The sequence below is a fragment of the Campylobacter sp. VBCF_04 NA7 genome (assembly GCF_027737405.1).
Lineage (GTDB): Bacteria > Campylobacterota > Campylobacteria > Campylobacterales > Campylobacteraceae > Campylobacter_B.
Genome location: NZ_JAOVTT010000004.1, coordinates 83,519 through 95,974 on the forward strand (window position 1 = coordinate 83,519; position 12,456 = coordinate 95,974).

Here is a 12,456-nt window from a genome sequence, read left to right on the forward strand (position 1 = left end):
TTTTAAATGAAAACAAAATATTTATTAAGCGTAGTTTTATGCTTATCTACCCCTATATTGGCAATGGCAGAAAATGCTTCTATAAATAACCCATTAGAAGCCAAAGTAGTAAGTTATAAGCATGAAAAAGACTATGATGTCGAATTTGTGCAAACTAATCTACCCGCACTAAATAAAGAGTTAGAAAATTTATTTTGTAATTACGCTTTTGGTAACGAAAGCGATATGGAAGACTGTCAGAAGCAAGATATTCGTCAGTCGATTGCATACGATTACAAATATAAAGATAACTATCGCTATTATTTCAGTCAAAATTACAAATATTTTAGTAAAAACAACAAACAATATTTCCAAGTTTGCGTTATGGAAGATGGAAATATGGTTGATTATTGCAAAATTTATGATATTACCAATCCAAAAAAAGCGGTTTTATTAGACCGAGAAAATATACCAATTATTGAAGGTATGGGAATTTATTCAAGATATTTTAATCACGGTGATGACAAATACTTTTTATCTTGTCTTAAAGGTTACGGAATTAATGATTGCGATTTATATGATGTTAAAAATCCACAAAAACCTATTTTGCTGGAAGGCAATCTAACCGCTTATTTTTTAAATGAAGAACAAATCAATAAAATTGTAAGCTATTATTTGGCTCATGGAAATTATTTTAATTATGAACCGTCATTATCGTGCAAAGAAGCGATTGCAAAATACGGCATTCGAGTATATACAGATAAAGACCGCTTTCCGGAAGAGGTTAAAAAACAATGCTCACCAGAAATAATTAAAGAGATAGATGAAATAGATAGAAATAACTATATAAATAAAATCACCCTTTCCAAAAATCCCAAAACATATAAATTTCCCTATACAATCTTTATTCTAACTTGGGAAGTATGGCGTGGGCGTTGGGGACATGTTGATGTGCCAGATGAAAAAACGCTAGGAGAACTTATTCCGCAAGATTTGTGGGAAATATTTATGATGGAAAGATAAAAAAGTATTGTAGAGTGATATCCTTGCCGCCATAATGATTAATTATATGAGCGCAAATTTGTTTCAAAAATAAAAAGCAAAGCCGTTATAAATGACGGATTTAAGGGCAAAGAAATCGCAAATGAAATCTGGCGCTGTCAAAAAGATGAGATAAGAGAAATTTTGAAGGCAAAATTTGATTAAATTTCGCGCTAAATTCAAATAAAATTCCCGCAAAAAAGCGTAAATTTAGAGAGTTTTTAGTAGAATCATCGGTTTGAATTAATAAGGAAGGCTTGATGTTTAATATCGTTTTAGTAAATCCCGAAATCCACACAAACACAGGCTCGATTGGGCGCATGTGTGTGAATTGTGGGTGTCGCTTGCACCTAATCAAACCGCTTGGTTTTGTCATTGATGATAAGCATTTGCGCAGAGCCGGCCTTGATTATTGGGCGAATTTGGATTTGAGAGTTTGGGAGAGCTGGGACGAATTTTACGCGGCAAACGAGGCGCACAAAGAGCGATTTTTCTTCGCTACGACCAAGACAAACAAGCTGTATTACGAGGCAAAATTTCAAAAAAATGATTTTATATTTTTTGGCGCAGAAGGTCATGGTTTGCCACTTGATATAATGAGAATAAATCGTGAAAATTGTATAACAATTCCCATGACTGCGCTTGGGCGAAGCCTAAATTTAGCCACAAGCGTTGGGATTATCACCTACGAGGCGATTCGCCAAAATTTGGGCGAATTTGATTTTAGGAGCGAGATTTGCGAATTTTAGCCCTTCTTTTCGTCGCACTCGCACTCTTTGGCGCAGAGCTGAAAATCGCCACTTACAATGTCGAAAACCTCTTTGACGGCGAAAACAACGGCAACGAATACGAGGATTTCCGTTTGGAATCTGGCAAATGGAACAAGGCAAAATATAAAGAAAAATTAAATAAAATTGCGAGCGAAATTTTAGAGATAAACGCCGATATAATCGCACTTCAAGAGATTGAAAACGAAGGCGTTTTAAAGGCTTTGGCAAACAAAACGCAGTATAAATTTTATAAATTTTCAAACCCCAAATCAGCCCCAGCTGGCGTGGCGGTGCTATCAAAAATCCCGATAATTTCGAGCGAGTATTACCGTATGAGTAGTGTCAAAACTCGTGATATATTAAGAGCGGATTTCGAGTTTGAGGGGGCGAGATTTAGCGTCTATGCCCTGCACATGCTTTCCCAGCGCAATCCTATCGGGGATAGAAAAAAGAGTTTTGATTTTTTAGCAAGTGTCATAAAAAACAAAAAAAACAGCGTGATTTTGGGCGATTTTAACACCGGCATTGGCAAAAATTCGCTTTTAAACGAAATTTTGGGCGAGGGCAAATTTGTCGATTTGTGGAGCGATAATGTCTGCTTCGCAAATAAACTAATCGCGTGCAAATCCCACGATAGTGGGGCTTTGCTAGATCATATTTTGCTTAGCGATGATTTTTTTGGCAAGGCAAAATTTGGCTATAAAAAAGGCTCGTTTAAGGCCGAAAGCGTGGCACAAAGCTCCGATCATATCGCGCTTAGCTTTATTTTAAGCAGTGAAAAAATTTCGCTAAACAAACCCAAAAGCTTAGCCGTGCAAAACCCAAATTTAGAGTTAAAAGAGGTGCAAATTTCTGAAATTTACGGCGATGTAAATTCTGCCCCATTTATCCTAAAAAACGCAGTCGTAACCTACACCGACAAGCACGGAAGCGCGATTTCACAAGGCAGCAAGGGCGTGTTTGTGTATGGGCTAAGTGGCGTTAGCGTGGGCGATAGGCTAGATCTTGCCGTGCAAAAAGCTAAAATTTATAGGAAAAAATTCGAGCTTAGCGAGGTAAAAATCCTCAAAAACCACGGAAATATCGGCAGTATCGAAAAATACACGCTAAAAGAGATTAACTACCACACCATCTCTCCGGGCGATGTCGTAGCACAAATTTGGGGCGATGTAACGGACGGGCAAATCGTGGTAAATGGGCGAAAATATAAAATTTATTCCAAAAAAGGCAAAATCAAAAATCAAAAAAACGCAAAATTTAACAATGCGTATTTTACGATTTATGATGAGCAAAAGGAGTTTATAGTTCAATGATACATCTGCTTATGATGACCGCATTTGTGCTGTTTATGGCGTTTTTGGTCATCGGCTTTAACAAACAAATGATAGAAAAAAATAATAAACGAAATCAAGAAAAGGAAGAGAAAAATGAAATTACTTATTGAAATTGGAGTCGAAGAACTCCCAGCAATCCCGTTTTTGAAGGAATACAAAAACATTGCGCCAAAATGGAGTGCGGTTTTGGAAAAATACCGCCTGCAAAGCGAATTTAGCTTTGAATTTACCCCTCGCAGATTTGTCATCTGCCACGAAAATTTCGCTAGCACACAAAGCGACAGCTTAATCGTGCAAACTGGCGCGCCAAAATCAGTCGCCCTAAAAGACGGCGCGTGGAGCAAGGCTGCGCTAAGCTTTGCTAGCAAATGTGGAATTAGCGAGAGTGAATTGAAATTCAAAGAAATTGATGGCAAAGAGGTGCTGTATTTTGAGAGCGTGCAAAAAGGCGAGCCTAGCAAAAGCGTGCTAGGTGCGATGATTGAGGAGTTTTTGGGTAGTTTAAATTTCGGTAGAGCTATGCGCTGGGGCGAGGGCAAATTCGAGTTTATCCGACCGCTTCGAAGTGTGGCTTGCTTGCTAGGAAATGATAGCGTGGAGTTTGAAATTTACGGCGTAAAAAGCGAGCTAGCGTTTTTCCCACACAGAAGCTTTGGTTATGAAAAGGTCAAATTTACTAGCGCAGAGGAATACTTTGCGCTTTTAGAAAAACACGGCGTGATTTTAAGCGCGCAAAAACGCAAAGAAAAAATTCTAGCCGAATTTAAAGAAATCGAGAGCGCAAATGGCGTTACAATCGAAATCGACGAGGATTTGCTAAGCGAGGTTGTCGCCATTACCGAGCACCCAACCGCGCTACTTGGCAGTTTCGAGGCTGAGTTTTTGGCAGTGCCAAAAGAGGTAATCATCACTTCGATGAAGGAAAATCAACGCTATTTCCCAGTTTTCAAAGAGGGCAAGCTAAGCAATCATTTTGTCGTCGCAAGCAACGCAATCACCGATGATAACAGCCTAATCGTGCGTGGAAACGAGAAAGTTTTGCGCGCAAGATTAAGTGATGCGATGTTTTTTTGGCAAAGCGATCTAAAATCAGGGCTAAATCCAGAAAAACTAAAAAGCGTTTCGTATCTAAGCGGGCTTGGCTCGATTTATGATAAGCAAGTCCGTGAAATCTCTGTCGCAAAAGAGATTGCTAAATTTTGGGATAAAGAGCTAAGAGCCGAGTTTGGCGGGGATTATACTAGCGCGCTAGAAGAGGCGATAATGCTTAGCAAGGCGGATTTGGTTAGCACTATGGTGGGCGAATTTAGCGAGCTTCAAGGCATTATGGGAAGCTACTACGCTGCGCATGCGGGCAAAGGCAAGCTAATCTCTCGCGCGATTTATGAGCAATACCTGCCAAATTCCGAGGACAGCGAGCTTCCTACTGGCGTGTTTTCGTCGCTCGTGGGGGTTGCTACGAAATTTGAAAGCCTAGCAGGTCTATTTAGCATAAATAAAATTCCAAGCGGAAACAAAGATCCTTACGCACTGCGCCGCGCGGCCGCTGGAATTATCAAAATCGTGCAAAATTTGGGGCTAAATTTGGATTTGGGGGCGTTGGTTGAAAATATAGCGGTGCAATATTCTGGGCTTGATAGCGATAAATTGTTGGATTTTATCAAAGATAGACTTTATGCTATTTACGATGTCAATCCATCTATTATAAAAGCGTGCCTAAACAGCGGCGAAGATGATATAAAGGCTCTTGGTAGCGCGATTATGGCGCTGGATAAAATTTCAAAAGATGAGAAATTTAAGGATAATTTCGACACCTTCAAACGCCTATCAAATATCATAAAAGATGAAAAAATCGGTGCTGTCGATGAAGCGCTTTTCCAAAACGAAGCTGAGGGCGAGCTAAATTCGGCGTTTAAGGCGATTAGTGTGAGCCAAAACGAGCCTGAGGCTTACCTAAATGCGCTTTTTGGCTTAAAAGATAAAATCGATATGTTTTTTGAAAAAGTAATGATAAATGTAGATGATAAGGCTATCAGGGCAAATCGTATCGCAAATATCGGTCAAATTTACAATGCGTTTTTGCGTGTGGCTGATATCAAAGAGATTAGTTTTTAAATTTTAATAAAGGAGTAAAAATGAAAAGGTTAATTTTAGCGTTTTTTGCTATGTTTTTTCTAATCGGTTGTGGTGGCGGTGCCGAAGATACGGCCAAAGCATGCGTAGAGGCTATATATAAAGGCGATACACAAAAGGTCGTTAGCCTGATCTATCTAAGCGAAGCAGAGATGAAAGATGAAAGCATAAAACCGATGCTAGAAGGCAAGCTTGGTATGGGAATTGCGGGTGCTATGGATAGGGCTAAAAAGCACGGCGGTGTAAAAAGCATTAAAATTGTCGATAAAAATGTCGGCGCAGATGTCGCAAAGGTCGATATCGAGGTCGCTTTCAAAGACGGAACCACCAAAATGGAGCCTACTAGCTTACGCAAAAATCACAAAGGACAATGGCGAATTTTGCTTAACTAACGAAATTTAAGGGGAAAAAATGAAAAAAGTATTTTTATCAGCTATCGCAATGGTTTTTCTAGCAGGTTGTGGGCAAAGCCCTGAGGAAGTGGTGAAAAGCTATGTCGATTCGGTAGGGTGCAAAGGAGATATCGAAAAAGGCGCGAGCCTAGTGTATCTAAGCGAAAGCCAAATGAAAGATGAAGCCACAAAGCGCAAGGTAGAGAGCAAGCTAGACTCGATGTCAGGCACCACCACAAGAGACGCTATGAGGCGCGGAGGGTGCAAAACAATCGAAATCACCGATAAAAATATCGGCAAAGACGCTGGCAGAATGAAGGTCAAAATAACCTTTGGCGACGGCACTACCGAAGAACTTGACGCCAGGGTGCGCAAAAATCATCAAGGCGATTGGAAGGTAGTATGGCGATAGTTTATGAAATTTAAATTTTCGCTTTTTATTTTTTTGGGATTTGCGCTTTTTTTGGCGGTGCAAATCCCGCAAATCCGCCAAAATTTACCGCAATTTTTCCAAGATAAAAGCTTAAAATTTCAAACCCTAAATTTGCAAAATTTAACAAATTTGCCAAATTTGGCGCCCAGCGATCTGGTTTTTCGCCTAGGCGATGAGTTTGATAGCGCGCTAATCGCGCAAATGAGCGAGTGGAAGTATTCACATGTGGGGGTAGTGATAGATACTGCGCCGACACAAATCCTGCACGCAATCAGCGACAAGCGATACGCTCAAAACGGCGTTGTGATAAGCTCGCTAGATGAGTTTGTATCTCGTGCGCGTAAATTTGGCGTAGCAAGGATAAATTTTTTAAGCGCACAAGAGAAGCGAAATTTGATAAATTCGCTAAATTTACGCGTGGGTGAGGAGTTTGTTTTGGCAAAATCGACTGAGCCAAATTTGTATTGCACCACGCTAATAGAGCATGAAATCGCGCAAATTTATCCAAATTTCGCCCCCGCTTACACCTATATTGACGCGCCGTTTTTTCGTGGCAAGTATCTATTTCCACGCGCACTTGCTGAATTTAATGGCACCGAAATGATTTACGAGAGCGAGTGAAATTTCGCCATGAATTTAGCTATGAAATTTAGCTGTGAAATTTAGTGAGAAAATTCGGGCATAAAAAAAGCTTGCCAAATTTGGCAAGCTTTGTGTGTCCGACGAGAATTTTATAAAACCTTAGTAATCTAACTCTGGTTTTGGAGTAGCATCTGTTCTAGCTGGCAATACTGGGTATTTTAGAGCTGCATCAGGTAGTTTTCCGCTTAGAGCGTTGAAGAAAGTAACGATTTTGTTTGCTTCATCATCGCTGATTTCGATACCAAGTTGAACGCTACCCATTGCTTTAACAGCGTCTTTTAGTGACCAGATTGCGCCATTGTGGAAATATGGAGCTGTATCAACAATATTTCTTAGAACTGGTGCTTTAACCATACCGTTAGCATCGCCTTTGAAATCGCCAACATTAGCGAATTCGTATTTGCCTGCTACTTCGAACGGTTGCATTGTGCCGCCTAGGTTGATTCCGTTGTGGCAAGATACACAACCTTTATCGATAAATGTTTTTAGACCCTCTTTTTCGGCGTCAGTTAGGGCTTTTGAGTCGCCGTTTAAGAACTCATCATATCTTGATGGAGTTACAAGTGTTCTTTCAAAAATTCCTACTGTTGTAGCGAATAGATCGAAAGTGATTTTTGTATCTTTGCCATAAGCATCTTGGAATTCTTTAACATAGCCAGGGATTGAGTTAAGTAGTTTTTCTACGCTCTCAGGAGTTGCAGCCATTTCAGGAGCAGCTGTTGCTGGACCTGCTGCTTGCTCAGCTAGGTGAGCTGCACGACCATCCCAGAATTGCGCTGAGTTGAACACTGAGTTTAGTGTTGTAGGCGCATTGATATGGTGTGGGTTTGGAGTCCATTTGTGACCTGTTGAAGCTGGAACGCCGTCAGTTCCGCCGATTGCTAGGTTGTGGCAGGTATTACAGCTGATGATTCCACTTCTTGAAATTCTTGGGTCAAAATATAATTTTTTACCAAGTTCAACTCTTTTGTCGGTTGTTGGGAAATCTTTTGCATCTGGTGCTGCACTCTCTGCAAGTTTTGCGATTTCAGCAGCAGTTTTAGGTAGTGCTTGTAAGCCACTATCTTTTGCAAGTTTTGCCAAATCGTCAGCTGCGAATACTGAGCTAGCAACAACTACTGAACTAAGTAATAAAAACTTAACTTTCATTTTCCTCTCCTTTAAAAAAATGTAAATGGATTTTAAAATTTATTAAATAAAAAGTTACTTAAAAATTTAAGCGAAATAATAAAAATTCTTAAAAAAAAAAAAGATATAATTTATCGCAAAAAGGTGCTAGAACATAAAAAAATTACAAAATTTTATTAATTTAAGTTTTTTTTAAATTTAAAGCCGAATTTCTTCGATTTCTTGATAAATCACCCGAAATTTATCATCGATTTTAAAATCCTCGTGAAAATGCCCAAAATACCACTTTTTGAACTGGGTTTTGTCGTAAAAATCCTGCAAAATTTTCGAATTTACATCATCAATTTTCGCCGCCATTGATAGTTTTATCACGCGCGGTATGACAAATCTGGGGCAGGTGTGCGTGATGATGATATCGACATTAAAGCCGTGTTTTGCGAGGTTTGCGTTCGCTTCGCAGATATCGGCCTGGCTTATCATTTCGCCCTCCCACCACGAGACCCCAAGCTCTCGTCTATCTCGGTCGATACTAAGCGCGCCACCCATGGTGAAAATTTTGCGCCCTGCGATTTCATAGACTTGCCCCCTCATTAAATGATACACGCTCTGGCTGATTTTATGCACTTTGCCGCCAGCAAATTCGCTGATTTCATAGGTGTTTAATCGGTCGAAATTTTCGTGGTTGCCGTCGATGAAAAGCGTGGTAAATTTACGCTCATTGAAGTATTTTAGCCACTGCTCCTCGCGTGCGTCGCTTTGAAACATATTCCAAACAAAGCCAAAATCCCCAGCGATGATTAAAAAATTATCTTTGCAAAGCCCGCTTTCGAATTTTTCGAATTTCTTAAATCGCGCCATTTCGCCGCTAAACCCGCGCCAGCCGCCGTGTGTATCGCCTGTGATAAAAACTCTATTCATTGCCTGCCTTTTTAAATTTTTGTTTGATTTTTGCTTTTGCGATATTTATTTTATGTGCAAAATCCAAAATTTATGGAATTTTCATTATTTTTCAAATTTTGTATTTACCAAAATACTGACCCAAAAAACGATTACAACTATAAAATTGAAATTTTTGTATTTTATCGGAAACGAAATAAAGCTCAAAAGAAAATTTGGTGGTGTCCCGTGCAGGCTTCGAACCTGCGGCCCTCTGATTAAGAGTCAGATGCTCTACCAACTGAGCTAACGAGACACGAACTTGTATTTTATTCATATATATATAAAAAATAGGTTAAATTCGGCAGAATTTTCGAAAATTCGATTAAATTTAAACGATTTATTATTGAGAGTGAAATTTCATAGATAAATTTAATGGATAAATTTTAGGCTCCCTTAGCGAGAGCCTAAATTTGAGAAATTATTTTTTTGTTTGAGTTTTGTTTGCTTTTGCGCCTTTTTTGTAAGGGCGGTCAGAAACGATTGGTTTGCCATCAGCGTATTTTTTCTCGATTTTTGCAAACTCATAATTTGCGCCTACATTTTTAGCTGAGGCAACATTGCCCATTGTTAGGTATTTATAAAGAACATTTTTTAGGTTTTTAGTGTGTTCTGTATTGCGTGGAGAATCGTTTAAAATATCCTCGTAAGCGTAAATTCTCTCATAATAATCGTTTGTTAGTTGATCATCGATTGTGATGCGACCGCTATCGATTGTTACGCCAGCATACAAGCCTGTTTGCTCGCCTGGGGTTGCAATCCATGCTGAAATATCAGGTAAATCAGTAGCGCGACCAGCTTTCGCACCGTGTCCGCCAAATGCTGCACCAGCGCTTACTTCTAGTGTATCAGCGCCTGTGAATACATCTTGGTAAGATTTAGTTGTGTGGAAAAGTAGCACAACATCGCTTGTCTCGTATCCTGCTTGGATACCTACGCCAAAGCCTTTGTATTTGATGAAAATCGGAGCACTCCATGTGCCATCAGCATTTTTTACGCTAAAAATTCCATCGCCGTATTGGATAGAAGCGCCAGCTGCTAGGCGTTTGACATCTGTTAGGATCGCTACTGCTTTTGCGCCTTGTAGATATTTTTGATCTACATGGAAACCGCTAGATGCGCCAAATGATCTCATAACATTAGTCGCTGCGATGACTTCTTGATTTGCTACGACATCAGCGTGCAAAAAACTAGAAACTACAAATGAAGCAATTAATAAAAATTTTTTCATATGTTTAATCCTTTTAAAATAGAAATTTAGTTATTATAACAGCAATTTCATTTTTTTTAGCTAATTTTTAACAAAAAATTGATGAAAAATAACAAATTTTTGGGAAAATAATGAAAATTTTGGCGATTTTAGCATTATGCGCGGTTAAAATTTTTGCTTTATCGATAGTAAATGGCGAAGCAATTGTTTTGAAATTTAACAAAAACACGAGTGAAATTTTAGCAAATGGCAAAAAAATTCCCCTCGTAAATTCACTGGGTAGTGATGAAAAAATTGCAATCATCGCTGCAAATTACAGAGCCAAAAACGATATCAAACTCAAAATCACCCAAGATGGCAAAACCACAACCGAGATTATAAATTTAATCAAAGGCGATTACAAAAGCGAGGCATTTTCTGTCGCTCCGTCTAAGGTAAAACCGCCAAAAGAGGCCAAAGCTCGTATAGAGCGCGAACTAGCCGAAGCAAACAAAATTTACGCTAAAACTACGCCAAAAATTTTATTACAAAAACCTTTTTTATTACCTTCAAATGCTAAAATTACATCCGCATTTGGCAATGCGCGTACCTTTAATGGCGAGCTGAAAAGCTACCACTCGGGCACGGATTACCGCGCTGCTATGGGCACAGATGTGCATAGCGTGGGCGAGGGCGTGGTCGTGATAGCAAAGGACAGATATTATGCTGGTGGTTCTGTGGTGATAGACCATGGTGCTGGCGTGTATTCGCAGTATTATCATTTAAGTAAAATTTTGGTAAAAGTAGGTGATAAAATAGGCGGTGGCGATAAGCTAGGGCTAAGCGGTGCTAGCGGGCGCGTGAGTGGGCCACATTTGCACTTTGGGATCGCTATAAATGGTGTGAGTGTGAATCCTTTGGATTTTATAAATAAATTTAATAAAGTGGTGTTTGAAAATGAGTGAAAACAAAAAATTAACCCCAAAAGAGTTGATAAAAGAGTTAATCGAAGGTAGCGAATATACGCTCAAAGACTCGGTAAAAGGGCGCGTGCGCATAGTAGGGCGAGATAAAAAAATCATAAATTTCCTCCCAAGACAATTTGGCGTAGAGAGCCTTAATGACAAAATGAGCCTAAGCCCAGAGCAAATCGAAAAAATCAAGGCAAATTTCTTATCTATTTTGCGCGAGGGAGCAAAACCAGCCGCGAGTGCCGGAATCACTGGCGAGGCTAGTATGGAGCAGGATTTGCAAAGCGCTACAAAAAAATCGGTCAAAAGCAAGCCAAAATTTAACCTAGCGTCTAAAAATAAAACATTGCAAGAAATTTACGAGGGCTCGAAAACAGCTGCCGCTAAGTCGCAGAGCAAAAGCGCGCAGTATTTCACGCCAGTAGCCGTGCGCAAGAAAAACACAAAAATCCCGTGCAAGGTGAGAATTTCGTTTTTGCGCAAAAGTTGCAGTGACGAAAAATTAGGAATCCTAGCTAGGGTGAAAATTCCGCTTTTAATGGAAAATTTCGGATTAAATGATGTCATAAACTCATCTGAACACGCGCAAATGGCGAAAAAAATGGTTCGCACAATCGCAAATTTGTATGTCGCCAAAGATTTGCGTGGCGTGCGCATAGAAGGCCCTGTGTGCCTATCTATGGGCTTTAAAAGCCAAATGGCAGATATCAGCAACCACGCCTTTGTATTCAAACTCATCGAGGATACTTTGGTAAATAACCGCGTCATCACAGACGATAACGCTAGCGTCGTCAAAGAGATAAAAATGTATAAACAAGACGAATTTGACGGTGTTTTGGTCGATATTTTAAAGACAGATAGATAACCGCTTCAAAATTTAATCGCTTAAATTTAAGCGATTAAATTTTTCACCACTCCCCAAAGAAGTTTTGCAGCATAAAACACCAAAATCGCCGTAGAAATGTAAGCAAACGCCCTAACTACGCTATCTGGCAGGCGCGCTCTGTTTTTATAGACTACAAGCGGAAAAAGCGTAATCCACGATAAAATCGCTACAAAAAGCCCCAGCAGTGAGAGAGTGAAATTTTCGCTACTCACGCTAGCAGAGACACTGAGCCAAAACATAATTACATAAGGATTTAGCAAATTTAGAAAAAAGCCTTTTGAGTAAATTTTGGCGTGAGAGCCAAGCTCGACGCTTTTGATTTCAGGTGTGTTGCGCGCGCTTTTGTAAATTCCATAGGCAATGTATAGTAAAAAACACGCCCCAAACACCGAAATAATCGCAAATACAAGCGGAATTTTGGCAAGTTGCGAAATCCCAAATGCGCTAAGGGCGAGATAAAGCATATCCACACTCATTGCGCCAAGCCCCAAACAAAGGGCTTTTGTGTAACTTTGCAGCGCATAAGACATAATCAAAACATTAATCGGACCGATTGGCACACTCACGCCAAAGCCCATTAAAATGCCGTTTATAAAGGCGTTCATCAAATTCCTTTAAATTT

Annotated in this window: 14 protein-coding genes and 1 tRNA gene; 10 read left to right on the forward strand and 5 right to left on the reverse strand. The window is 39.7% G+C overall.

The genetic code is table 11. The annotated features are described in order from the left end of the window. Positions 1-6 precede the first annotated feature (6 nt). The 8 genes from OFO00_RS04915 (at position 7) to OFO00_RS04950 (ending at position 6,703) form a co-directional block, all read left to right on the forward strand. Positions 7-1,002 carry a hypothetical protein gene (locus OFO00_RS04915; protein ID WP_270865114.1) on the forward strand — a complete coding sequence of 332 codons (996 nt, stop codon included), beginning with the start codon at positions 7-9 and terminating at the stop codon, positions 1,000-1,002. A gap of 278 nt (positions 1,003-1,280) precedes the next feature. Further along, positions 1,281-1,769 (forward strand): tRNA (cytidine(34)-2'-O)-methyltransferase, encoded by a 489-nt coding sequence (locus OFO00_RS04920; protein WP_270865115.1) that lies wholly within the window; start codon positions 1,281-1,283, stop codon positions 1,767-1,769. Then, on the forward strand, positions 1,757-3,103 hold the full coding sequence (locus OFO00_RS04925) for an endonuclease/exonuclease/phosphatase family protein (protein ID WP_270865116.1): 1,347 nt from the start codon (positions 1,757-1,759) through the stop codon (positions 3,101-3,103). Before OFO00_RS04920 ends, OFO00_RS04925 begins: the two co-directional genes overlap by 13 nt. Continuing rightward, the gene (locus tag OFO00_RS04930) at positions 3,100-3,234 is read left to right on the forward strand and encodes a hypothetical protein (protein ID WP_270858223.1); all 135 of its coding nucleotides are present in this window, start codon (positions 3,100-3,102) and stop codon (positions 3,232-3,234) included. Before OFO00_RS04925 ends, OFO00_RS04930 begins: the two co-directional genes overlap by 4 nt. Continuing rightward, positions 3,218-5,239: a glycine--tRNA ligase subunit beta gene (gene glyS, locus OFO00_RS04935; RefSeq protein ID WP_270865117.1), complete on the forward strand. Its 2,022-nt coding sequence runs from the start codon at positions 3,218-3,220 to the stop codon at positions 5,237-5,239. Before OFO00_RS04930 ends, glyS begins: the two co-directional genes overlap by 17 nt. 20 nt (positions 5,240-5,259) lie before the next feature. Next, the gene (locus OFO00_RS04940; protein ID WP_270865118.1) at positions 5,260-5,649 is read left to right on the forward strand and encodes a DUF4878 domain-containing protein; all 390 of its coding nucleotides are present in this window, start codon (positions 5,260-5,262) and stop codon (positions 5,647-5,649) included. Positions 5,650-5,668: 19 nt separating this feature from the next. Further along, a complete protein-coding gene (locus OFO00_RS04945; RefSeq protein WP_270865119.1) occupies positions 5,669-6,061 on the forward strand; it encodes a DUF4878 domain-containing protein in 393 nt (130 codons plus the stop codon). Between the two features lie 3 nt (positions 6,062-6,064). Then, on the forward strand, positions 6,065-6,703 hold the full coding sequence (locus OFO00_RS04950; protein ID WP_270865120.1) for a YiiX/YebB-like N1pC/P60 family cysteine hydrolase: 639 nt from the start codon (positions 6,065-6,067) through the stop codon (positions 6,701-6,703). 120 nt (positions 6,704-6,823) lie between these two features. On the opposite strand, the gene OFO00_RS04955 is transcribed toward OFO00_RS04950, so the two are convergent. The 4 genes from OFO00_RS04955 to OFO00_RS04970 all read right to left on the reverse strand — a co-directional run bounded on the left by OFO00_RS04955 (position 6,824) and on the right by OFO00_RS04970 (position 10,019). Continuing rightward, complete coding sequence (locus OFO00_RS04955) at positions 6,824-7,873, reverse strand: cytochrome-c peroxidase (protein ID WP_270858218.1); 1,050 nt, start codon at positions 7,871-7,873, stop codon at positions 6,824-6,826. A gap of 177 nt (positions 7,874-8,050) precedes the next feature. Beyond that, the gene (locus OFO00_RS04960; protein WP_270865121.1) at positions 8,051-8,770 is read right to left on the reverse strand and encodes a metallophosphoesterase family protein; all 720 of its coding nucleotides are present in this window, start codon (positions 8,768-8,770) and stop codon (positions 8,051-8,053) included. Positions 8,771-8,968: 198 nt separating this feature from the next. Further along, a tRNA-Lys gene (locus tag OFO00_RS04965) sits at positions 8,969-9,044 on the reverse strand. Between the two features lie 165 nt (positions 9,045-9,209). After that, positions 9,210-10,019, reverse strand: coding sequence for a lipid-binding SYLF domain-containing protein (locus OFO00_RS04970; RefSeq protein ID WP_270865122.1), 810 nt, complete (start codon positions 10,017-10,019; stop codon positions 9,210-9,212). A gap of 110 nt (positions 10,020-10,129) precedes the next feature. On the opposite strand from OFO00_RS04970, the gene OFO00_RS04975 reads away from it, so the two are divergent. After that, the gene (locus OFO00_RS04975) at positions 10,130-10,942 is read left to right on the forward strand and encodes a M23 family metallopeptidase (protein ID WP_270865123.1); all 813 of its coding nucleotides are present in this window, start codon (positions 10,130-10,132) and stop codon (positions 10,940-10,942) included. Further along, on the forward strand, positions 10,935-11,813 hold the full coding sequence (locus OFO00_RS04980; RefSeq protein WP_270862003.1) for a hypothetical protein: 879 nt from the start codon (positions 10,935-10,937) through the stop codon (positions 11,811-11,813). Before OFO00_RS04975 ends, OFO00_RS04980 begins: the two co-directional genes overlap by 8 nt. Before the next feature lie 26 nt (positions 11,814-11,839). Here OFO00_RS04980 and OFO00_RS04985 read toward each other — a convergent pair whose 3' ends face one another. Further along, positions 11,840-12,439, reverse strand: a complete 600-nt coding sequence (locus tag OFO00_RS04985) for a LysE family translocator (protein ID WP_270865124.1) — start codon at positions 12,437-12,439, stop codon at positions 11,840-11,842. Positions 12,440-12,456 lie beyond the last annotated feature (17 nt).

What these genes read in the sequence shown, in the direction of transcription:
- OFO00_RS04915 (WP_270865114.1), top strand. Translation starts at nt 7, where the DNA reads ATGAAAACAAAATATTTATTAAGCGTAGTTTTATGCTTATCTACCCCT.
- OFO00_RS04920 (WP_270865115.1), top strand. Translation starts at nt 1,281, where the DNA reads ATGTTTAATATCGTTTTAGTAAATCCCGAAATCCACACAAACACAGGC.
- OFO00_RS04930 (WP_270858223.1), top strand. Translation starts at nt 3,100, where the DNA reads ATGATACATCTGCTTATGATGACCGCATTTGTGCTGTTTATGGCGTTT.
- glyS (WP_270865117.1), top strand. Translation starts at nt 3,218, where the DNA reads ATGAAATTACTTATTGAAATTGGAGTCGAAGAACTCCCAGCAATCCCG.
- OFO00_RS04940 (WP_270865118.1), top strand. Translation starts at nt 5,260, where the DNA reads ATGAAAAGGTTAATTTTAGCGTTTTTTGCTATGTTTTTTCTAATCGGT.
- OFO00_RS04945 (WP_270865119.1), top strand. Translation starts at nt 5,669, where the DNA reads ATGAAAAAAGTATTTTTATCAGCTATCGCAATGGTTTTTCTAGCAGGT.
- OFO00_RS04950 (WP_270865120.1), top strand. Translation starts at nt 6,065, where the DNA reads ATGAAATTTAAATTTTCGCTTTTTATTTTTTTGGGATTTGCGCTTTTT.
- OFO00_RS04955 (WP_270858218.1), bottom strand. Translation starts at nt 7,873, where the DNA reads ATGAAAGTTAAGTTTTTATTACTTAGTTCAGTAGTTGTTGCTAGCTCA.
- OFO00_RS04960 (WP_270865121.1), bottom strand. Translation starts at nt 8,770, where the DNA reads ATGAATAGAGTTTTTATCACAGGCGATACACACGGCGGCTGGCGCGGG.
- OFO00_RS04970 (WP_270865122.1), bottom strand. Translation starts at nt 10,019, where the DNA reads ATGAAAAAATTTTTATTAATTGCTTCATTTGTAGTTTCTAGTTTTTTG.
- OFO00_RS04975 (WP_270865123.1), top strand. Translation starts at nt 10,130, where the DNA reads ATGAAAATTTTGGCGATTTTAGCATTATGCGCGGTTAAAATTTTTGCT.
- OFO00_RS04980 (WP_270862003.1), top strand. Translation starts at nt 10,935, where the DNA reads ATGAGTGAAAACAAAAAATTAACCCCAAAAGAGTTGATAAAAGAGTTA.
- OFO00_RS04985 (WP_270865124.1), bottom strand. Translation starts at nt 12,439, where the DNA reads ATGAACGCCTTTATAAACGGCATTTTAATGGGCTTTGGCGTGAGTGTG.